Below are 20,761 nucleotides of genomic sequence, written 5' to 3' on the forward strand. Positions count from 1 at the left end.
TGACTCTCCGGACCTGACTCCCTAGACGTAACTCCGCTGGGGCGAGGGGCCCACCGCCGCCGCCACCGCGTCCGCCAACGGCCCCACCTCCCCCGCGGCCAGTGTCGAAACGGTGATCCGGATCGCCGCAGGAGCCGCCGAGCGGAACCGCGCGCCGGGCGCCACCGCCCACCCCGCGTGCAGCAACCGCGCGACAGCACCCGTCTCGTCCGGCACCGGGACCCACACGTTCATCCCACTGCGCCCGTGCGCGGCGACCCCGCGCGCGGCCAGCGCACCGATGAGCGCGTCGCGCCGCTCCCGGTACGCGGCGGCCACCGCGGGTCCGTCCACCGCCCCGTCCGCCCACAGCCGCGCCACCGCCCGCTGCATGAGCAGACTCACCCATCCCGGGCCCAGCCGCTGCCGCCCGCGCACCCGGTCGACGGTGACGTCGTCCCCGGTCAGCACGGCGAGCCGCAGGTCGGGGCCGTACGCCTTGGCGACCGAGCGGACGAAGGCCCAGTGCCTGGTGACGCCGGCGAGGGGGGTCAGGGGGAGGTCGACGATGCCGTGGCCGTGGTCGTCCTCGATCAGCAGGGTGCCGGGGTGGTCGGCGAGGACGGCCCGCAGGGCACGGGCGCGGGCGGCGCTCACGGACGCGCCGGTGGGGTTCTGCGCCCGGTCGGTCACCAGCACGGCGCTCGCCCCGCCCTCCAGCGCGGCCCGCAGCCGCTCGGGCAGCGGTCCCTCGTCGTCGACGCCGACCGGGACCGTGCGCAGCCCGAGCGCCGGGACGAGGTCGAGCGTCCGGCCCCATCCGGGGTCCTCGACCACGACCCCGTCCCCCGGTCTGAGGTGGGCCGCGAGGACGCGTTCGACCGCGTCCAGCGAGCCCGAGGCCACGGTGAGCGGCCCGGCGGGCACCCCGTCGGCGTCGAGTCCGGCCCTGGCGAGGCGGGCCAGCTCGGGGTCCACGGGGTCGGCTCCGTACAGGACCGGCTCGCGGTCGCCCCGCTCGGCGGCCGCCGCGAACGCGCCGGCGAGCGGGGGCAGCAGGGCCGGGTCGGGGTTGCCGTCCGCCAGGTCGCGCACCCCCTCCGGCACGTCGACGCGCACCTTCTCCCGGCCGGTGGTGGCCGGCTTGGGCCGCACCCGGCTGCCCCGCCGGCCATGGGTCTCGATGACCCCGCGCTCGCGCAGGGTGCGGTAGGCGGCCGCGACGGTGTTCGGGTTCACCCCGAGCGTGACCGCCAGTTCCCTCATCGGAGGCAGTGACTGGCCCGGTTCCAGGACGCCTTCGCCCACCGCGCGTTCGATGCTCGCGGAAATGTCCGCTGCACGCCGTCCGGTGATCCGATACTCTTCTAGCACAAAGCCAATTATGCACTAGTGCAATGGAGAACGCCATGCAGGGGACCCAGGAGACGACGAACCGGCCCGCCGCCTACACCCCGACCGACCGCACGGTCCCCACCCGGTCCGCGCAGAAGGCGTCGTACGACAAGGAGCTGGTGCACGCGATACTCGACGAGGGGTACGTCTGCCACCTGGGCTTCGTCCGCGACGGGGCGCCCGTGGTGCTGCCGACGCTGTACGGCCGGGTCGGCGAGACGCTCTATGTGCACGGCTCGACCGGCTCGCGGCCGCTGCGGATGACGGGGCAGGCCGACCCGGGGCTGCCGGTGTGCCTGACAGTGACGCACGTGGACGGTCTGGTCCTGGCCCGCTCGGCCTTCCACCACTCGATCAACTACCGCTCGGTCGTGGTGCACGGCCTCGCGTACGACGTCACGGACCCGCAGGAGAAGCTCGCCGCGCTCGACGCCCTGGTCGACCACGTCGTCCCGGGCCGGGCCGCCGACTCCAGGCCCGCCAACAAGAAGGAGCTGGCCGCCACCGCGGTGATCCGCCTCGACCTGAACGAGGTCTCCGCCAAGACCCGCACCGGCGGGGTGAACGAAGAGCCCGAGGACCTCTCCCTCCCCCACTGGGCCGGCGTCGTCCCGCTGCTCAAGGGCTACGGCACCCCGCTCCCCGAGGCCGACCTCGCGCCGGGCACCGGGCTCCCGGACTACCTGGCGGTGCCGTGATGCTCGTCCACCCCTGGGACGCCCCCCACGACGACGCCGAGTGGCAGGACTGGCTGTCGACGCGCGACTTCGGCCAGCTCGCCGTCAACGGACCGCTCGGTGAGCCCCCGTTCGTCCAGCCGCTCCACTTCGCCTACGACCCCGGTCGCGGCGAGGCGGTCACCCATCTGGCCAGGCCCAACCCGCTGTGGTCCGCCCTGGAGGCGGAACCGGTGGTGCTGCTGAGCGTGGTCGACGACTACGTGTACGTGCCCGGCCCCTGGCAGGCGGCCCCGGACGGGCCCGCCGAGCACGGCACGCCCACGAGCTTCTACGCGGCCGTCCAGCTCCGGTGCACGGCGCGGATCGTGGACGACCCGGCCGCAAAGGCCGAGCTCCTCAACCGTCAGGTCGGGCACTTCCAGCCGGAGGGCGGCTCCGCCCGGGCGGCGGTGGGCGAGGCGCCGTACGGCCGGCTGCTCGCCGGGATCCGGGGCATCCGGCTGGAGGTGACCGGCGTACGGGCGAAGTTCAAGTACGCGAACCACCGGCCGGCCGAGGTGCGGGACCGGATCGCGGCCGGGCTGGCGGCGCGCGGCGGCCCCGGGGACCCGGCGGCACGCGCGCACCTGCTGCGGCGCTCCGGGGCGTGACCCCCGGCCGCCGGTGGCTCAGACGGCGGTCTCGTGGGGCGAGGGCTCCCGTACGGCGGTGACGGCGACACCCGCCACCGGTTCCGGGGAGCCCTTGGCGGGCGTGGACGACTGGGCGATGAACGCGCCGAGGAGCACGACCGCCCCGCCCACGATCTGCGGCGCCGAGAGGTGCTCGCCGAGCAGGACCCACGCCAGGACGGTCGCGATGACCGCCTCCAGACAGGCCACGACACCGGCGACCTGCGGGGAGAGCCGGCGTACGGAGACCACGCCGGTCACATAGGCGACGACCGTGGCGACGAGCACGATCCAGGCCAGCAGCAGCCAGGCCGGGACATCGGTGCCGTTCATGTCGGCGCCGTGCGCGAGCACCGAGACGTCCATGCCCCACGGGCGGGCGACGACCGTCAGCACCAGGGCGCCGACGAGCAGGCCGTACGCGATGACCCCGAGCGGGTCGGGGGCGTCGGCGCCGGAGTCGCTGCCCTGGTCGGAGAGGACGAAGTAGCCGACCTGGCAGCAGGCGGCGGCCAGCGCGAGGGCCAGGCCGAGGGCGTCGAAGCCCAGCCCCGACCAGATCTCGACCACGCAGGCGAGCCCGCCCACCGCGAGGACCACGCCGAGCGCGGCGGCCCGCGTCACCGGCCGGCGCTGCACGAACCGCACCCAGCCGAGCACCAGCGCGGGCGCGAGGTACTCCACGAGCAGCGCGACACCGACGGGTATCCGGGACAGGGAGGCGAAGTAGAAGGCCTGGACCCCGGCCACGCCGAGCAGACCGAAGCCGGCGAGCAGCGCGGGGCGGCGGCGCACCAGCGCGCGGTGGCGCACGGCGAGCGGCAGCATCACCAGGGCCGCGCCGGTCACCCGTAGCCACACGACGTGCAGCGGGTCGAGGCCCGCCTCGATCAGCGGCTTGGCCGCGACTCCGGATCCGCCGAAGGCGATGGCCGACCCGACCGCCAGACCGAGCCCGATGCCCTTTCCGCGGTTGCCCTGACTGCTCACAGAACTATGCACGGGCACATGATGACAGGCGATGACATGAGCGTCATCCCCGTTGACACCTGTCTCACCGGCTGGACCCGCGCCGGAACGCTCAGTAGGGGACGGCGTCACCGTCCCCGGCACAGTCCTGCGCGGGCCGCTCGACGCGGGCGCGCAGTTCGTACACGTCGACGCCGGCGCGGGTGAGGACCTCGACGGCCCGCGCCTGCGGATCGACGACGATCGCCACGAGGAGATCGACACCGCGGGCCGGGGCGGGGCCGCGCAGGGCGGCCCGCTCGCAGGCGTGCTCCAGCGCGGCCGCGGCCAGCGGCGAGAATCCCTCGACGGCGGTCACGGCCGGGGCGGCGGGCAGCACACCGGCCTCCGGCACCACGGGCAGGGCGCCCGCCTCGGCGACCGCGGGCAGACCACCGGCCTCCGCGACCACAGGAAGCACTCCGGCCTCCGCGACGGCGGGCAGGGCACCGGCCTCCGCGACGACGGGCAGGGCGCCGGAGTCCTCGACCCCGCTCTGCCAGCGCAGGCCGTAGCCGATGCTGCGCTGCACGAGGTAGCCGAGCAGCCGGGCGATCTGGGGCCCGCCGTCGAAGGCGGCGCGCACCTGGGGGTCGTGTTCGAGGAGCGAGTGCAGGAGATGGGCCGTGTCGATCTGCCGGTCCCCGTCCCTGAGTGCCCGGCGGCGCGCGGCCGCCACCGCCGCCGCGGGCTCGGCACCGAGCCTGGGGTCGTCGTCCGAACCGTGGGGCGCCCGTTCATGGGTCGACTGCCGGGGGATACGGGGTTGCACATCCCCCACCCCATCAGTCCCGGCGGGCCGGGGCATCCCCGCCGGGAACCATTTCGGCGTCCCACGCAGAGCGGACCGGGCCGGCCGGAATCTCCTCCTTACGGAGGAGATCAGGCCGTTCACCTCTCGGGGGCGCGCGCCGCCTTGCGCCACGCGCCTGCGGCACGCTCCTGCGGCCCGGCCACCGTCGGCCGACAGCCCACCGGCATACCTGACGGTTCATCAGTATTGAATGTTGGCGGCCTTGGGGCTACTTTCCGCGACGACGCAGGACGACGCAGCCGGAGTTGCCCGACACGAAGAGGTGGTCGCATGGCCGAAGTCAGCGCGGAGGCACGCATCCAGGCACCGGCCGAGAAGGTGTGGGCCCAGCTCACCGACTGGCCGGCGTACGGGGAGTGGAACGCGACCCACACCAACTTCCCGCAGGGCGGCCCCGAGGCCCTGGAGGTGGGTGCGACCTTCCAGGAGAACATGAAGCTGATGGGCTTCCCGGCCGAGGTCGAGTGGACGGTCGCGGAGCTGGAACCGGCCCGGGTGCTGGCCATCCGCGGCAAGGGCCCGATGGCGGTGAACGTCGCCACGCGCTACACCCTCACACCCGACGGCGACGCCACGACCGTCCGCATCGACGGCGAGTTCACGGGCGCGGCCGTGTCGCTGATGGCGGGCAAGCTGAAGGACTCCGGCACGGCCGCCCTGAACGAGTCGCTGCGCAAGCTGGGCGGCCTGGTGGGCTGACCGCGGCCGTGGCGCCGGGCGCCCCCCGCGGACCGGCGCGTCCGGCCGTACGCGAAGGCGCCCGCGGATCGTTCCGCGGGCGCCTTCGCCGCCGTGGCACGGCGGGGGTCCGTCAGTCCTCGTCGGCGAGGATCAGGTACAGCTTCTTGCGGGCCTCGTTGATGACCGCGAGGGCCTTGTCGCGCTGTTCCTTGCTGCCGGTCTTCCAGACCTGGCCGAAGGCCTCCATCAGACCGAAGCCGGCCTGGCGGATCTCGCCGAGCGCCTCCCAGTCGACCCCGCGACCGGCCTCCTCCCAGGGGGCGTCCGGGCCCTCCTCGGCGGCCGTGCGGCCCTCGTCGGTGAGCGCGAACAGCTTCTTGCCGCCTTCGCTCTCACTCCTGATCAGACCCTCGTCCTCCAGGAGCTGGAGGGTGGGGTACACCGAGCCCGGGCTGGGCTTCCACGCCCCGCCGCTGCGCTCGGCGATCTCCTGGATCATCTCGTAGCCGTGCATCGGCCGGTCCTTGAGCAGGGCCAGGATCGAGGCCCGTACGTCACCGCGCCGCGCCCTCCCCCTGGGTCCGCCACGCCCTCGTCCGCCCCAGGGGCCGGGGCCGAAGCCCGGTCCGAAGCCGCCGGGTCCACCGGGACCGAAGCCCGGTCCGCCCGGACCACCCGGACCGAAGGGCCCGAAGGCCGCGCGCCCGCCCTCGAAGCCACCCCGGCCACGCCGGAAGGGGCCGTCCTGTCCATGTCCACGCTCGTATCCGTGGGTACGCATCGCCACCACTCCATTCATTCGATCGTTGATCTGTCGCGATGCGTCAACGATATATCGGAATAGTTCGCCTGACAAGGCTCCGATCCCGGCCGCCCCGCACACGGCCGCCGGCCGCGCACCGTGCGAGCGGCGACCGGCACCGAGCGGCCCTGTGCGCCCTGAGAGGATCAGGGCATGGCGGACTCACGCATGCAGATCAATGCCCTCATCGTCGATGCCACCGACCCTGAGCGGCTTGCCGCGTTCTGGTCCGAGTTGCTCGGCCGGCCGGTCGTGGGCCGCATGGGGCCCTACGTATGGCTTCAGCGCGAGAACGGCCTGGGCCTGGGCTTCCAGCGCACCGGCGAACCCAAGTCCGGGAAGAACCGCATGCACTTCGACGTCACCTCACCCGACCCGCTCACGGAGCAACAGCGTGTCGAGGCGCTCGGCGGGCGCCGACTGGAGGAGTACGACGCCGGCGGGTTCCTGGTGATGGCGGATCCCGAGGGCAATGAGTTCTGCGTCATCCCCGAAGGCCCCTTCGAACTCGACGACGAGGGACGCGCGGACTACCTCGTCTGACCGGCCTGCTGCCAAGCCCCAGCGCCGTACGCAGTGGTCAACGGCCACCGGCGACGCCCCCGCCACGGCCGCCGGCAACGCCCCGCCTAGGCTGCGGACATGGACTCGCAGAGCTACCTCTCCGAACTGTTCTCGCTGGACGGCCGGGTCGCCGTGGTGACGGGCGGCAGCTCCGGCATCGGCCGGGCCGTCGCCGGAGCGCTGGCACGGGCGGGGGCGAGCGTGGTGATCGTGGCGCGCCGGGAAACGGAACTGGCCGCCGCGGTCGAAGAGCTGACGAAGGACGGCTGCCGGGCGGCCTGGGCGAGCGCCGACCTGGGCACCCGCGAGGGAGTGCGCGCGGCGGCGGAGCGGGCGGCCGAGCCGTTCGGCGAGCCCGACATCCTCGTCAACAGCGCGGGGATCAACCTGCGACCGCCGCTGGACGAGCTGGGCGACGACGTCTGGGACGCGACGATGGCGGTGAACCTCGAGGCACCCCATCTGCTGGGCCGGCGGTTCGGCCCCGGCATGGCCGAGCGGGGCTTCGGGCGGATCATCCACATCACCTCCCAGCAGGCCCACCGGGCGTTCGTGCAGAGCGGCGCCTACGGTGTCTCCAAGGGCGCGCTGGAGTCGCTCGCCCGCTCCCAGGCCGAGGCGTGGTCGTCGCACGGTGTCACCTGCAACACGCTGGTGCCCGGCTTCGTCATGACGCCGCTCAACGCGCGGCTGTCGTCCGACCCGGAGCGGGTGGCGGCGCTGGCCGCGCGCACGATGGTCGGCCGCAACGGCCTGGCCGGGGACTTCGCCGGGGCGGCGGTGTTCCTGGCGAGCCGGGCCTCCGGCTATGTCACCGGGCAGTCGATCTTCGTCGACGGCGGCTTCTCGGTCCACTGAGCCGCGGTGCCCGCGCCCGGCACGGGGCGCGGGCTGCCGCAGGGGCCGGGCCCGGCGTGCGACGGTTCGCAGGGAGACGTGACGGGGAAGGAGGGCCGATGACGACCCAGAACGGCGGACACGGGACGCGTCCCCGGTGGCGGGCCGTCCCCGGGGTCCGGGCGCTGGCGTCCTACCGGCGCGAGTGGCTGGTGAAGGACCTGGTCGCCGGGGTCGTCCTCACCACCCTGCTGGTGCCGCAGGGCATGGCGTACGCCGAACTCGCGGGGCTCCCGGCGATCACCGGCCTCTACACGACGATCCTCTGCCTGCTGGGCTACGCGGTGTGCGGACCGTCCCGGATCCTGGTGCTGGGGCCGGACTCCTCCCTCGGCCCGATGATCGCCGCCACCGTGCTGCCCCTGGTGGCCGCCGACGGCGACCCCGACCGGGCGGTCGCGCTGGCCTCCATGCTCGCGATCATGGTGGCCGGGATCATGATCCTGGCCTCGGTCGCCAGACTCGGCTTCATCGCCGACCTGATCTCCAAGCCGACCATGATCGGCTACATGAACGGCCTGGCCCTGACCATCCTGATCGGCCAGCTGCCCAAGCTCCTCGGTTTCAAGGTCGACGCGGACAGCCTGATCGAGGAGTGCGTCGGCGTCGTGGAGAAGATCGCCGACGGCGCGGTGGAGCCGGCCGCCGCCCTGGTCGGCTGCGGCGGGATCGTGGTGATCCTCGGGTTGCAACGGCTGCTGCCGAAGGTGCCCGCCGTGCTCGTCATGGTGATCCTCGCGATCGCCGTGGCCGCCGCCTTCGACCTGGGCGAGCACGGGGTGAGCCTGGTCGGCGAACTCCCCGAGGGCTTCCCGCCGTTCACCCTGCCCGACGTCCGCCTCGCCGACGTCGCCCCCCTGCTCGGCGGTGCGCTGGGCATCGCCCTGGTCTCCCTCGCCGACACGATCTCCAACGCCTCCGCCTTCGGCGCCCGCACCGGCCAGGAGGTCCGCGGCAACCAGGAGATGGCCGGCGTCGGCGCCGCGAACCTGGCGGCCGGCCTGTTCCAGGGCTTCCCGGTCAGCGCCAGCGGATCCCGTACGGCGGTGGCGGAGCGCACCGGCGCCAAGAGCCAGCTCACCGGGGTCGTCGGCGCGGCCCTGATCGTCCTGATGCTGCTGCTGGCCCCGGGCCTGTTCCGCAACCTCCCCCAGCCCGCCCTGGCCGCCGTGGTCATCACCGCGTCACTGTCCCTGGCCGACATCCCCGGCTCGCTACGGCTGTGGCGCCAGCGCCGGACCGAATTCCTGCTGTCGGTCGCCGCCTTCGCCGGCGTGGCCCTGCTCGGCGTGCTGGAGGGCATCGCGATCGCCGTGGCCCTGTCGGTGCTGAACGTGTTCCGGCGCACCTGGTGGCCGTACAACACCGTCCTCGGGCGGGTACGGGGCCTGGAGGGGTACCACGACACGCGCTCCTACCCGAGGGCCGAGCGGCTGCCGGGGCTGGTTCTCCACCGGTGGGACGCGCCGCTGATCTTCGCCAACGCCCGGACGTTCCGGGACGAGATCCTGCGGCTCGCCCGCACCGAGCCGCGCCCCAGCTGGATCGTGATCGCGGCGGAGCCCATGACGGACGTGGACACGACCGCCGCGGACGTGCTGGAGGAGCTCGACGAGGCCCTGAACGCCGAGCACGTCCATCTGGTCTTCGCCGAGCTGAAGGACCCCGTCCGGAGCAAGATCGAACGGTACGGGCTCACCGGGACCATCGATCCGCGCCACTTCTTCCCGACCGTGGAGGCCGCCGTGACCGCGTTCCGGCTGCGCACCGGGGCGCGGTGGCAGCCGGAGGAGCCGGCGGACGGCGACGGGGACGGGGACGGGGATGCTAGGCGGCCTGCGGAGTGAAGGCGTTCAGCACGTCGGCGCCGGGCTCCACCACGCCGTAGCTGCTCTCGGGCACCTCGTTCCAGGCGCCGGGGAGGTCGCCCAGGGGTTCGGAGACGATCAGACGGGTCTCGTCGGACACCCCCTGCAGGAACGTCAGATCGGGGTGGAGTTCGCGCAGCGTCTGCACGGCGGTGCTGTAGAAGAGCGACCGGGACTGCTTCTGGGTGGAGTAGCGGAAGGCCCACAGCCGCTGTCCGTCGCTCACGGCGACCGTCATCTGGATCGGGAACTCCACGCCGTGCTCATGACCGGTGCGCTCCACGAAGCCCACCATCCGCGCGACGGCGCCCGGCGGATCCTCCTCCAGACCGAAGGTGAGCGCCAGGTAGAACATCATCTCGGAGTCCGTCGACCCCTCCATCTCCAGGAAGAGCCGCGGGTCCACGGCCAGCGCCAGGTCACGCCGCATCTGATGGAACTCGTTGATCGCCCCGTTGTGCATCCACAACCAGCGGCCGTGGCGGAAGGGGTGACAGTTGGTCTGCTGCACCGCCGTCCCGGTCGTGGCACGGATGTGCGCGAAGAAGAGCGAGGAGCGGACGTGGTCGGACAGCTCGCGCAGGTTGCGGTTGCTCCAGGCCGGGCCGATGTCCCGGAAGATGGCGGGCTCTTCCACGTCGGGGGCGTACCAGCCGACTCCGAACCCGTCGCCGTTGGTCGTCTCGACGCCCAGCCGGGAGTGCAGGCTCTGGTCGATCAGCGAGTGCTGGGGTTTGTAGAGGATGGTGTCCAGCAGGATGGGTGTTCCCGAGTAGGCGAGCCATCGGCACATGGTCCACTGCCTTCCTGGTGATCGTCTCGCGTTTCCTGAGGGTTTCGCCGCTTCCGGTGTCGTCTCACCTCTTCCGGTTTCCGAGGGCGAGCCGTGCGATGTGCGGCCAGTGGGCCGCCGCTCCCCCGGCCGGGGTTCCCGGGCGGTCGCGGGGTACGCGGACCCGCAGCGCCCCCGGGTCGATCCGGCAGACCACGGGCGCCGGCAGCAGGACGTGCTCCCCGTCGATCCCGGCCGGCACGGTGCCCGTGTCCGCCTCCACCACGGCCTCGGTCGCGGTGGCCCTGATCAGGCTCGCGGAACCGCCGGGGCGCATCATCCCGGCGGCCTGCGCCGCGCTGTCGACCCGTACGGCCAGCAGGCCGAGCCGCCCGGAGTCCAGCCGTTCCCGGCGTCCGGGACGGGACGCGTCGACCGCCCGCCGGTAGGGGTTGTTGCTGACGAGCAGCGCCTGGAGCCCCTCGGCGCGCAGATCCCCGGCCCGCATCCGCAGCCGGGGCGCGTCCGCGCCGGTGAGGAGTCCGGGCAGGGTCCGCAGCGTGGTCTGCACCTTCTCGTCGCGGTAGGCGGGATCGGCCACGACGGCCGCGTACGTGCCGAAGGAGGCGTTGTTGACGAACACCCGGTCGGCCGCGAACCCGAGGTCGACGCGGAGTTCGACACCGTCGGTCAGCGCGGTCAGGGCCGCCGCCGGATCGTCGCGGTCGAGGCCGAGGTCGAGGGCGAAGTGATTGCGGGTACCGGCGGGCACCACCACGAAGGGCAGGTCGTGCCGCGCCGCCACCTCGGCCACCAGGGCCTGGGTGCCGTCGCCGCCCGCCACCCCCAGCAGGTCGGCTCCCTCGGCGACGGCCTGCCGGGCCAGCGCGGCCACGTCCTGCCGTCCCTCGCCCAGCAGGACGACCTGCGCGCCCGCCGCCCGCGCCCGGTGGACCAGGTCGAAGCGGCCGACCTTGCCGCCGCCGGAACGCGGGTTCATCAGGATCCAGGCGTGCCGGGGCGCCTCGGCGGGCCCCCGCCCGCCCGGGCCGGCCATGCGCGCCGGTGCCGTGGCGGCACGGGCGGCGGACATGGCCAGCGCCCACAGGGCCACGGACAGCAGCGCCGGGCCGAGCATGCCGTACGCGGCGTAGAGCACCAGGACGGCGAGCGGCGCGGCCACGCACAGGGCGGCACCGGCGACGCGTACGGCGCCGGTGTGGGCGAGCGCCCACCAGGCGCCGACGGCGGCGAGGGCCAGCGCGGCGATGCCGGCCAGCGCCCACAGCACACTGCGCAGACCGGCGGCGACGAGCGGCACCAGCACGCTCGCCACCAGGGCGAGCAGGGCGAGCCGCGCCCAGGCGGCGCTGCCCGCGCCGCGGCCCGGGGCGGACCCGCCACGCGGCTCGCCCGCCCCGGAACCGTCCTTTCGCACGTGACGCACCGGTACCGGTCCCGTGGGCTAGAGCTCGGCGGGCTCGTTGGGCCGTGCCACGCACAGGCCCCAGATGACGAACCCGGAGAAGGCGATCATCACGACCGACCAGACCGGGTAGTACGGCAGGGACAGGAAGTTGGCGATGATGACGAGCGAGGCGATGGCCACACCGCCCCAGCGCGCCCAGACCGCTCCCTGGAACAGGCCCAGGCTGACGATCACCGCGACCGCGCCGAGGGCCAGATGGATCCAGCCCCACCCGGTGAGATCGAACTTGAAGACGTACTGCTGAGTGGTGACGAAGATGTCGTCCTCGGCGATGCCCATGATGCCCCGGAAGATGTCGAGCACTCCGACGATCATGAGGGTCACGGCGGCGAAGACCATCAGGCCCTCGGCCCACTGTCGTTTGGCGGACGGCGCCTTCTGCGTGGCGTGTGTCATCCCGTTGCCTCGATTCGGTGTCGTTCGGTGTGCTCAGCGGCCGGTTCCGGAAGCGACGGGGCCCGGACGGTCCGAGGGGCCCGAGTCGCTGAGGACCATGGCCTTCGCCCGGCGGAACTCCTCCTCCGAGATGTCGCCCCGGCTCTTCATCTCCGACAGCTTGTGCAGCTCGTCGACGCTGCTGGTGCCGCCGCCCGGGCTCTTGGCGGTCTCCCGGATGTACCGGTCGAACTCCTGCTGCTGCGAACGCGCCTGTGCCATCTCGCGCCGGCCCATGTTCTTGCCACGGGCGATGACGTAGACGAACACGCCCAGGAAGGGCAGCACCACGCAGAACACCAGCCAGCCGGCCTTGGCCCAGCCGCTCATGTCGTCGTCGCGGAAGATGTCGACGACGATCCGGAACAGCAGCACGAACCACATGATCCACAGGAAGAAGATCAGCATGGTCCAGAAGGCGCTGAGCAGCGGATAGTCGTACGCGAGGTAGGTTTCCCCACTCATGTCTGTCCTCCGTTTCCGGGCGTTCGCCCGAAGTACGTCCCGTCCCGGGCCTGCGCCCGAAGCCGTGCCGTCTTCAGCGTGCGCACGGCAAGAACCGGGCGCCTCACCCGGGGAGGGTGAGCGAATGGGGGAGCAATGCGGGGGTGCGGGGGTGCGGGGGTGCCGTGTGGTGGCGGGGCGCGGTGAGGTGCGGTTCGTCGGGGTGCCGGAGCATGGCGCGGCCCGCGTCCTCCGCCGCCCCTGACGGGGAGTGCGGCGAAGCGCGGGCGCGTACGGCGGCGGGGGCGGGTGCCGACCGCGGTGTTCTGTGTCGGACGGTTCCGGCTCAGACGCCTGGGCCGGAGCCGGAGCCGCCCGGAGCCGAGTCGACCGATCCCGGGCCGTCCTGCCCCGTGGCGCCCGCCCTGCGCAGTGCGGCCCGCCAGGCGAAGGCCACGGCCACCTCGACCAGGCCGATCAGGACGAGCCAGAGGCCGAGCAGCCGGGTCAGCGCGCGGGCCGACTCGGTCGGCAGGGCCAGCACCACGATGCCGGCGACGATGGCCAGCAGGGCCCCGCCGAGCACCCAGCCGCGGTGGGGCAGGTCTTTGGAGGCGATGGCCGTGTAGAGGGTGAGCATGCCGGAGGCCAGCCAGACCACGCCGACGATCAGTGAGAGCGCGGCGATGGTCTGCAACGGATTGCGCAGGCACAGCACCCCGGCCAGCACGTACAGCACGGCCAGCAGCAGCCCGGGCACCCGCTCGCCGTGATCCTCGCGGCCGAACGCCGAGACGAACCGGAAGCCGCCGGTCACCAGCAGGTACAGGCCGATGAGCACCGCCAGCACGTGCAGGGTCTCCTCCGGCCAGACCAGGATCAGCACACCGGGCACCAGCGTGGCGACGGCCGAGCCGAGGATCCACGTCCAGGAACGGCCGAGCGCGCCGAGGGCGGCGGCCGGATCACCCCCGGTACCGGGAAGGCCGGGGGGACGGGCGGCACCGCCGTACCCGGCGAACCCGGAGCCGGACCCGTAGGGGTCCCGCTCCGGGGCGGCCCCCGCCCCGCCGGAATTCCGCTCCGGTCCGCTCTGCGGTGCCGGACCACGCGACTCGGTCATGGCTCCTCCTCGCGCGCTCCGGCGGACCGCTCACGGGCCGCCGACGGGGCGGTGTGTGGTGACCTCACCAGGCCAGCGTGCCGCCCCTCCCGGGCCGCCGGGTCACCCCCCGCGGGTGATCCCTGCGCATCGGCGGAGCGATGAGGTGGGGGCAGCCCGTCCCGTCAGGGCCCGCCGTGGACCCCGGGCACGAGGGCAGCGGTCCAGGAGGTTCGCACGATGGCCACCACACCGACCCCCATCACGGTCATCCTGTCCCCGGCTGAGCGGGCGGCCCGCGGCAGGAACGCCCGCAGCCGGACCCCCAGGTCGGACCACGGCCGGTTCGAGGCGCCGGCCGACCGGCCCGACCCCGTCGAGGTGATCGGACGCCAGTCGGCCACCCGGCTCCCGGAGTTGGTGCCGATCCGCTACGGCCGGATGCTCGAGTCCCCGTTCCGCTTCTACCGGGGCGCTGCGGCGATCATGGCGACGGACCTCGGCGCCCTGCCCGACACCGGCCTCACGGCACAGCTCTGCGGGGACGCCCACCTGCTCAACTTCCGGCTGCTGGCCTCGCCGGAACGCCATCTGGTCTTCGACATCAACGACTTCGACGAGACGCTGGCCGGCCCCTTCGAATGGGACGTCAAACGGCTGGCCGCCAGCCTCGCCGTCGCGGGCCGCGCGAACGGCTTCTCGGCCAAGGAACAGAACGCGACGGTCCGCGCGTGTGTCCGGGCGTACCGGGAACGGATGGGGGTGTTCGCCGGGATGAACACCCTGGACATCTGGTACGCGCAGGACGACGCCGACCGGCTACGGGAGCTGACGGCCTCGTCCATGACCAAGGAGGCCCGGCGCCGCACCGCGCAGGCGACGGAGAGGGCCCGCACCCGGACTCACCTCCAGGCCTTCGAGCGGCTCACCCGGGTCACCGCCGAGGGCCGGCGGATCGCCCCGGACCCGCCCCTGGTCACCCCGCTGCGGGACCTCCTGGACGATCCCTCCGACGAGGAGAGGCAGCTCAGGGCCGTGGTGGACGGGTACACCCGGACCCTGTCGTCGGAGCGCCGGCATCTGCTGCGCCACTACCGCCTGGCCGACGCGGCCCGCAAGGTGGTCGGCGTCGGCAGTGTCGGCACCCGCTGCTGGATCCTGCTCCTGCTCGGCCGGGACGACGAGGACCCCCTGCTGCTACAGGCCAAGGAGGCGCAGGACTCGGTGCTCGCCCCCCACACCCGTGGCCCCCGCTACGACAACCAGGGCCGCCGGGTGGTGGAGGGCCAGCGGCTGATCCAGACGACCAGCGACATCTTCCTCGGCTGGACCCACACCGTGGGCCTCGACGGCCAGGGCCGGGACTTCTACGTACGGCAGCTGCGGGACTGGAAGGGCATCGCCCGGCCGGAGACCATGGACCCCGTCCTGCTCGGCCTGTTCGCCCGGCTCTGCGGGGCCTCGCTGGCCCGTGCCCACGCCCGCTCGGGCGACCCGATCGCCATCGCCGCCTATCTGGGCGGGAGCGACCGCTTCGACCGCGCTCTCACCGGGTTCGCGCAGGACTACGCCGACCGCAACGAGCGGGACTTCACGGCGCTGGGCGCGGCGGCGCGCGCCGGCCGGGTCCCCACCGCGAGCCTCTGACCGCGGGCCCCGGGGCCGGCGCCGGGGCCATCGAGCCTCGGCCCGGTGCCACCCGCCGGTTCCCGCACCGCCTCCCCCGTCCACGTCTACTCGGGCAGCTGCCGCATCTCCAGCACCCGCAGCCCCAGGGACTGGCAGCGGGCCAGCAGTCCGAACAGGTGCGCCTCGTCGACGACCTGTCCGAACAGCACGGTCTGACCGGACATGACCACATGGTCCAGCTCCGGGAAGGCTCCCTTGAGTGCCTCCGAGAGATGTCCGTCGACGCGGATCTCGTAGCGCATGAGCTGCTCTCCCCCGGGTGGCCTGGGACAGGCGGGCTGCGCCCTTACCCTGCCGATCCTCCGCCCGGCCCCGCCGTCCGGCCTCACCCCGTGCAGGTGATAAGCCACCCGGAACAGGCCCCACCTGCGCCGATGTGCCGGGCCCCGGCCGCGTCGATGCGGCGCTCCCCGGCGGCGTCGACAGTGGCGCGCCCCGGCCGCGCCACTGCCTCGGGCCCGGCCGCGTCAATGCTTCAGGAAGAGCTTGAACGACAGGATCAGCAGCCCGAGCACCAGATTCACCACGGCCGTGACCGTCACCAGCCCCCACGTGCCCCCGGCCCGCCGCGCCGCGGCCGCCGACCAGCCCACCTGGCCCGCCACGGCCACCGAGAGCGCGAGCCACAGCGCCCCCTCCACATCGAGGCCGAGCAGCGGGCTGACGGCCACGGCGGCGGCCGGCGGCAGGGCCGCCTGGACGATCGGCCACTCGTCTCGGCAGACGTGCAGCAGCACCCGGCGATCGGGGGTCCTGTGCGTCAGACGCGCCCCGAACACCTGGGCGTGCACGTGCGCGAGCCAGAACACCACTCCGGTGAGCACCAGCAGGATCACCAGCTCCGCCCGGGGGAACGAGCCCAGGGTCCCGGCGCCGACGATCACCGACGTGGCGAGCATGGACCCGTAGACACCCCCGGTGTAGTCGGTACGGGCCCGCCGTTCCTGGGCAGGGGTGCCGGCCGTGGCGCGCTCGGTTCGGGACATCGCGGCCTCCCTCGGCGCGTCAGTGGGCGGGACCGGGGGCCGCGCCCGCCTCGGACTGCTTCGGCCGGGCGGACGTCCGGCCCGGCAGCCCCGGCGTGACCAGGAAACTGGCGAGGGTGATGCCGCCGGCGGCGAGGATGGCCGCCTTCAGGCCGTCCAGCTGCGCCTGCGCGTAGGAGTCCGTGAGGGCGTCGACCTCGGCGGGTGGCAGCCCGGCCTGTTCGGCGGCCGAGCGCACCTGGTCGGTGGGGACGAAGCTGATGCCGGACTCGAGGGCCACCCCGGTCTCCTGCCGGGCCTGCTCGGACAGGTCCGGATGGTCCTCCACCTCGGTGGTGAAGGCCTGGGCCAGCGCTCCGACGAGCAGCGACCCGATGAGCGCGGTACCGAGCGCGGATCCGAGGTTCTGGGCCGTGAACTGGAGTCCGCCGACCTCACTGCGCCCCGCCCCGCCGACGCTGGACTGGACGACATTGCCCAGCTGCGAGGCGAGCAGGCCCATGCCGACGCCGAGCAGGGCCATGGCCCCGGCGAACTGGCCGTCGTCGATGACGGGATCGATGGTGGCCAGCAGCCACACGATGGCCGCGGCCAGCAGGAGCAGTCCCAGCCGCACCACCCGGCGGGGCCCCGCCGCCCGCCCCAGCCGGGCCGCGCCCAGGGAGGCCACGAGCATGGTGACGGACACGGGGAGCAGCCGCAGCCCCGTCTCGAAGGCGTCGAAGCCCTGGACCACCTGGAGGTACAGCGGGATGGCGAAGAACAGCCCGAGCAGGATGAGGTTCTGGGCGAGCAGGGTCAGCAACCCGGAGCGCAGGGCCGGGACCCGCAGCAGGTCCAGATGGACCAGCGGGTCGGCCCGGCGGGCCTCCCGGCGCCGCTCCCAGTGCGGGAAGACGGCGAGGACGGCCGCTCCGGCGCCGATGACGAACAGCGTCGGCGCGAAGCCCAGCACGGTGAAGGGCGGGTTGCGGGGCTGTACCCAGCCCCAGGTGCCGCTCTGCAGCACGCCGAGCACGCACAGCCCCAGCCCGACGGCCGACAGGGCGGCGCCGACGCCGTCCAGCCGGGGGCGGGGGCCGGTCCGGGGCGCCTCGGTGATCACCCGGCGGCAGGCGAGCATCGCCAGGACGACGACGACCTCCCCGGCGAACACCAGCCGCCAGGTGAGATACGTCGTCACCCAGCCGCCGAGCAGCGGTCCGACGGCGATGCCGGCGCCCGCGAGGCCGCCGATGACGCCGTAGGCCACGGCCCGGTCGCGCCCCTGGTAGGACTCGGCCACCAGGGCCGCCATGGCCGGCAGCACCATCGCGGCGCCGAGCCCCTCGACGACCGACCAGCCGATCGCGAGGACCCACACGGTGGGGGCGACGGCGGTCAGGGCGGAGCCGGTGCCGTAGACGACGAGTCCGACCAGGAAGAGGCGCCGTCGTCCGAAGATGTCCCCGAGCCGGCCGCCGACGACCATGAAGGCCGCCATGACCAGCGCGTACAGCGTGATGACGGCCTGGATGGCGGTCACCTCGGTGTCGAAGTCCTCGACCAGCTGGCTGATCGACACGCTCATGACGGACGTGTCCAGGACCATCAGGAACTGTGCGGTGCCCAGCACGATCAGAGCCCGCCAGTGTGCCATCGCGCACCTCGCCCGGTCGGCCCGAAGCGCCGGCCGGAGTCGGCCGGCCGGTGACCGGCACATGACCGGCCACCACCCCGATCCCATCGGACGAACCCGCCGCGCGCCTCACCCGCCACGGGCGAAGGCGGCGGGCGGCGCGGACCCGTGCGGTCAGATCAGCCCCAGTTCCCGCGCCCGGCGCACCGCGTCGTTGCGGCGGTTCACCGACAGTTTCCGGTAGGCGCTCTTGAGGTGCGTCTTGACCGTGTTCACGGAGACGTACAGGTCCGCGGCGATCTCCTCGGTCGACATCGGCTGGGCCAGCCGCAGCAGCACATCCCGTTCGCGGCCGCTCAGCTCCTCCACGACCGGCGGCGGCCGGTCCTCGGGCGGCGTCGCACCGGGGGTGAGCCAGCCCTCGGCCAGGGCGCGCAGGGGCGCGGCGCCCAGGAGGGGCCGGATCCAGGGCCCGGCTTCGAGGAAGGGCCGGCGCAGCAGGTCGCGCCGCGCCTCGTGCAGGGCCTGGGCGACGAACCGGCGCGCGGCGGCCGCGTCTCCGGTCTCGTCGGCGGCCTGCGCGCGCACCAGCGTGGCGCGGACCGTCAGGGCCGGCCCGGAGCGGGCGTCGGGGCTGATCCGGTCGAGCAGGTCCACCGCCGCCTCGGGCCGGCCCGCCGCGAGCCGGGCCTTGGCGGCCCCCACGGCACAGCCCACCTGTTCGTCGGGCATCCCCTCCAGCAGCTCCGCGGCGGTCTCCGGCCGCCCCGCGGCCAGGTGCCCGGCGGCGGCCACGAGCGCCGCCTGGCCCTGGGCCCACGGCGAGTCCGCGTCGGCGACGACGGCCGGCCGCGCCGCTTCGAGGGCGGCCCGGGTGTCACCGCGGGCCAGATGGAGGCGGGCGGTGGCGAGGGCGCGGCCGGCCTCCAGCACGGGGTCGCGCATGGCGGGGTAGGAGGCGCCGGCGGTGTCGAGGAGGGCCCGGGCCTTGCGCAGCTCGTTGCGGTCGACGGCGACGGCGGCCAGGACCAGCCGCCCGATGCCGGACCCGGACGGCTGGGGCAGGCCGAAACGCTCCGTCTCGGTCAGCGCCGCCCTGGCCTTGCGTTCCGCCCTGCCGGGCCAGCCGCCGAGATAGTCGATCAGCGCCAGCCGGCCCAGGGCGTCCTCGCGCAGGAGGGCCGTCGAGGCCCCGCCCGCGCAGTCGGCCACCTCGGTCAGGGCGGCACGCGCCTCCTCGAAGCGGCCGGCCCACAGCCGTGCCGAGCCCAGGTGGGCCAGGAGCAGGGCGGTGATCTCGGGGTGCTCGTCCAGCAGCTGGGCGGGGACCCGCTCACGCAGCCGCCCGGCCGCCTCGGCGGCCTCCTCCGCCCGTCCCACGGCGCCGGTCAGCCGGGCCGCCAGGGCCTCCAGCAGGGCGCAGCTCAGCTCGGCGGCGGCCGAGTCCGGCGGGTCGTTCGCCCGGCGCTCCCGCGCCAGGCCCTGTTCCGCGCGGTGCAGATGGGCCAGACCGTGCTCCAGGTCGCAGCGCGAGAGGTCGCGGGCGGCGCGGACGAGGTCCGTCGCGGGGCCCCTGGCCTCGGGCGCCATCCGGGAGAACAGTTCGGTGAGGTCGTCGGCGAGGAGTCCGGTGAAGAGCCTGCCGATGGCGAGGTCGTCGATCAGGGCGCCGGCGGTGAACTCCCAGTCGCCGGCGGCGGCACCGTGCCCGAGTGTCTCGGTCAGCGACCCGGAGCGCCGCAGCCAGCGCGCGGCCCGTCGGTGCAGCTCCGGCTCCAGGCCGGGTTCGCGTACCCGCAAGTGGGCCCGGAGGATCTCCCCGAACAGCGGATGGAGCCGGTACCGGTCGTGTCCGAGGTGCTCGACGAAGGCGTTGTCGCGGTGCAGCCCGGCCAGCAGGGGCCCGGCGTCGCAGCGGCCGGTCAGGGCGTTGGCCAGTTCGGGGCAGAACCGCTCCAGGACGCTGACCCGCAGCAGCAGGTCCTGGATCTCGGGGCTCTGCCGCTTGAGGACCTCCGCCAGCAGGAAGTCGGCGACGGTGGACCGGTCGGCCTCGAACTCCTTCAGGTATCGCTCCGGGTCGGGGCTCTCCTGCGCGGCCAGGGCGCACAGCCGCAGGCCGGCGGCCCATCCCCGGGTCCGCTCCACGAGCGCCCGCGCCGCGCTCACCGGGAGCCGCAGCCCGTGCAGGGCGAGCAGGGCGGCCGCCTCCTCCGGGGTGAAGGCCAGTTCCGCGCCCCTGATCTCCGTCAGGTCTCCCGCGGCCCGGTAGCGGTGCAGGGGCAGCAGGGGTTCGGTGCGGGTGACGAGGATCAGGCGCAGTCCCGGTCCCGCGTGGTGCAGGACGAACTCCAGCTGCTCGGCGATCTCGGGATCGGAGACCCGGTCGTACTCGTCGAGGACCAGTGTGACGGGCCGGTCCCGGGTGCTCAGTTCGGCGGCGAGCCGGGCCAGCAGGGTCCGGGGCACCTGGCTCGCGTCCGCCGGGCTGCCGCCGCCGGGGGGCAGGGTCACGCCGACGGTCCGCAGGGCTTCGAGGAGATAGGCCCAGAACATGCCGGGCCCCTGGTCCGCCGCGTCGGTGGTGAACCAGGCGAGGGGCGTCTCGCGGTCGGCGGCCCAGTCGGCGAGCAGCAGGGTCTTGCCCGCCCCCGCGGCGCCGTTGACCATCGTCAGCGGGGTCCGCAGGGCCTGGTCCAGATGGCGGACCAGCCGCTCGCGCCGCAGGAACGTCTCGGGGCGCGCCGGTACCGCGAACCGTGTCCGCAGATACGGATCTCCTCGGGGATCCGCCTCCGGGACCATCGGTTCCGGGTCGCTCTCCTCGAGCCCAGCCATCCGCTCACCGCCCTGGTCCGACCGGCAGG

Annotated in this window: 20 protein-coding genes; 7 read left to right on the forward strand and 13 right to left on the reverse strand. The window is 74.0% G+C overall.

What is annotated here, in order from left to right; genetic code table 11:
* Positions 1–21: 21 nt before the first annotated feature.
* A complete protein-coding gene (locus IE275_RS26970; protein ID WP_189714004.1) occupies positions 22–1,353 on the reverse strand; it encodes an aminotransferase class I/II-fold pyridoxal phosphate-dependent enzyme in 1,332 nt (443 codons plus the stop codon).
* Positions 1,354–1,388: 35 nt separating this feature from the next.
* Between IE275_RS26970 and IE275_RS26975 the strand changes: the two genes are divergently transcribed.
* Both IE275_RS26975 and IE275_RS26980 read left to right on the forward strand, forming a co-directional pair.
* Entirely contained in the window at positions 1,389–2,072 is a 684-nt protein-coding gene (locus IE275_RS26975; RefSeq protein ID WP_189714005.1) for a pyridoxamine 5'-phosphate oxidase family protein, read from the forward strand.
* A complete protein-coding gene (locus IE275_RS26980) occupies positions 2,072–2,704 on the forward strand; it encodes an FMN-binding negative transcriptional regulator (RefSeq protein WP_189714006.1) in 633 nt (210 codons plus the stop codon). The genes IE275_RS26975 and IE275_RS26980 overlap by 1 nt, the downstream gene beginning before the upstream one ends.
* Positions 2,705–2,722: 18 nt before the next feature.
* On the opposite strand, the gene IE275_RS26985 is transcribed toward IE275_RS26980, so the two are convergent.
* Together IE275_RS26985 and IE275_RS26990 are read right to left on the reverse strand one after the other, a co-directional pair.
* On the reverse strand, positions 2,723–3,733 hold the full coding sequence (locus IE275_RS26985; protein ID WP_189714007.1) for an EamA family transporter: 1,011 nt from the start codon (positions 3,731–3,733) through the stop codon (positions 2,723–2,725).
* Between the two features lie 73 nt (positions 3,734–3,806).
* A complete protein-coding gene (locus IE275_RS26990; RefSeq protein WP_189714008.1) occupies positions 3,807–4,505 on the reverse strand; it encodes a Clp protease N-terminal domain-containing protein in 699 nt (232 codons plus the stop codon).
* A gap of 312 nt (positions 4,506–4,817) precedes the next feature.
* On the opposite strand from IE275_RS26990, the gene IE275_RS26995 reads away from it, so the two are divergent.
* On the forward strand, positions 4,818–5,246 hold the full coding sequence (locus tag IE275_RS26995; RefSeq protein ID WP_189714009.1) for a type II toxin-antitoxin system Rv0910 family toxin: 429 nt from the start codon (positions 4,818–4,820) through the stop codon (positions 5,244–5,246).
* A 112-nt stretch (positions 5,247–5,358) separates the two neighbouring features.
* On the opposite strand, the gene IE275_RS27000 is transcribed toward IE275_RS26995, so the two are convergent.
* Positions 5,359–6,009 (reverse strand): PadR family transcriptional regulator, encoded by a 651-nt coding sequence (locus IE275_RS27000; protein WP_189714010.1) that lies wholly within the window; start codon positions 6,007–6,009, stop codon positions 5,359–5,361.
* A 174-nt stretch (positions 6,010–6,183) separates the two neighbouring features.
* On the opposite strand from IE275_RS27000, the gene IE275_RS27005 reads away from it, so the two are divergent.
* From IE275_RS27005 to IE275_RS27015, 3 genes are all read left to right on the forward strand, one after another.
* Positions 6,184–6,573: a VOC family protein gene (locus IE275_RS27005; protein WP_189714011.1), complete on the forward strand. Its 390-nt coding sequence runs from the start codon at positions 6,184–6,186 to the stop codon at positions 6,571–6,573.
* A 99-nt stretch (positions 6,574–6,672) separates the two neighbouring features.
* Complete coding sequence (locus IE275_RS27010; protein ID WP_189714012.1) at positions 6,673–7,452, forward strand: SDR family NAD(P)-dependent oxidoreductase; 780 nt, start codon at positions 6,673–6,675, stop codon at positions 7,450–7,452.
* Positions 7,453–7,550: 98 nt separating this feature from the next.
* The gene (locus IE275_RS27015; RefSeq protein WP_189714013.1) at positions 7,551–9,338 is read left to right on the forward strand and encodes a SulP family inorganic anion transporter; all 1,788 of its coding nucleotides are present in this window, start codon (positions 7,551–7,553) and stop codon (positions 9,336–9,338) included.
* Here the strand turns inward: IE275_RS27015 and IE275_RS27020 are convergent.
* The 5 genes from IE275_RS27020 to IE275_RS27040 all read right to left on the reverse strand — a co-directional run bounded on the left by IE275_RS27020 (position 9,319) and on the right by IE275_RS27040 (position 13,622).
* The gene (locus IE275_RS27020; RefSeq protein ID WP_189714014.1) at positions 9,319–10,152 is read right to left on the reverse strand and encodes a class II glutamine amidotransferase; all 834 of its coding nucleotides are present in this window, start codon (positions 10,150–10,152) and stop codon (positions 9,319–9,321) included. The two genes, IE275_RS27015 and IE275_RS27020, sit on opposite strands and share 20 nt — an antisense overlap.
* A gap of 64 nt (positions 10,153–10,216) precedes the next feature.
* Positions 10,217–11,569, reverse strand: coding sequence for a diacylglycerol/lipid kinase family protein (locus tag IE275_RS27025; protein WP_373299290.1), 1,353 nt, complete (start codon positions 11,567–11,569; stop codon positions 10,217–10,219).
* Positions 11,570–11,596: 27 nt separating this feature from the next.
* Complete coding sequence (locus IE275_RS27030; RefSeq protein ID WP_189714015.1) at positions 11,597–12,016, reverse strand: DUF7144 family membrane protein; 420 nt, start codon at positions 12,014–12,016, stop codon at positions 11,597–11,599.
* Positions 12,017–12,049: 33 nt separating this feature from the next.
* Positions 12,050–12,520 (reverse strand): SHOCT domain-containing protein, encoded by a 471-nt coding sequence (locus IE275_RS27035; protein WP_189714016.1) that lies wholly within the window; start codon positions 12,518–12,520, stop codon positions 12,050–12,052.
* A 325-nt stretch (positions 12,521–12,845) separates the two neighbouring features.
* The gene (locus IE275_RS27040) at positions 12,846–13,622 is read right to left on the reverse strand and encodes an HdeD family acid-resistance protein (protein ID WP_189714017.1); all 777 of its coding nucleotides are present in this window, start codon (positions 13,620–13,622) and stop codon (positions 12,846–12,848) included.
* A gap of 219 nt (positions 13,623–13,841) precedes the next feature.
* Between IE275_RS27040 and IE275_RS27045 the strand changes: the two genes are divergently transcribed.
* Positions 13,842–15,248, forward strand: a complete 1,407-nt coding sequence (locus tag IE275_RS27045) for a DUF2252 domain-containing protein (protein ID WP_189714018.1) — start codon at positions 13,842–13,844, stop codon at positions 15,246–15,248.
* Between the two features lie 86 nt (positions 15,249–15,334).
* On the opposite strand, the gene IE275_RS27050 is transcribed toward IE275_RS27045, so the two are convergent.
* The 4 genes from IE275_RS27050 to IE275_RS27065 form a co-directional block, all read right to left on the reverse strand.
* The gene (locus tag IE275_RS27050; RefSeq protein WP_189714019.1) at positions 15,335–15,532 is read right to left on the reverse strand and encodes a DUF8691 family protein; all 198 of its coding nucleotides are present in this window, start codon (positions 15,530–15,532) and stop codon (positions 15,335–15,337) included.
* Positions 15,533–15,757: 225 nt separating this feature from the next.
* Entirely contained in the window at positions 15,758–16,276 is a 519-nt protein-coding gene (locus IE275_RS27055) for a hypothetical protein (RefSeq protein WP_189714020.1), read from the reverse strand.
* 19 nt (positions 16,277–16,295) lie between these two features.
* Positions 16,296–17,915 carry an MFS transporter gene (locus IE275_RS27060; RefSeq protein ID WP_189714021.1) on the reverse strand — a complete coding sequence of 540 codons (1,620 nt, stop codon included), beginning with the start codon at positions 17,913–17,915 and terminating at the stop codon, positions 16,296–16,298.
* Positions 17,916–18,068: 153 nt separating this feature from the next.
* A complete protein-coding gene (locus IE275_RS27065) occupies positions 18,069–20,732 on the reverse strand; it encodes a winged helix-turn-helix domain-containing protein (protein WP_229870588.1) in 2,664 nt (887 codons plus the stop codon).
* Positions 20,733–20,761 lie beyond the last annotated feature (29 nt).

The sequence above is a fragment of the Streptomyces phaeofaciens genome (assembly GCF_014648915.1).
Classification (GTDB): domain Bacteria; phylum Actinomycetota; class Actinomycetes; order Streptomycetales; family Streptomycetaceae; genus Streptomyces; species Streptomyces phaeofaciens.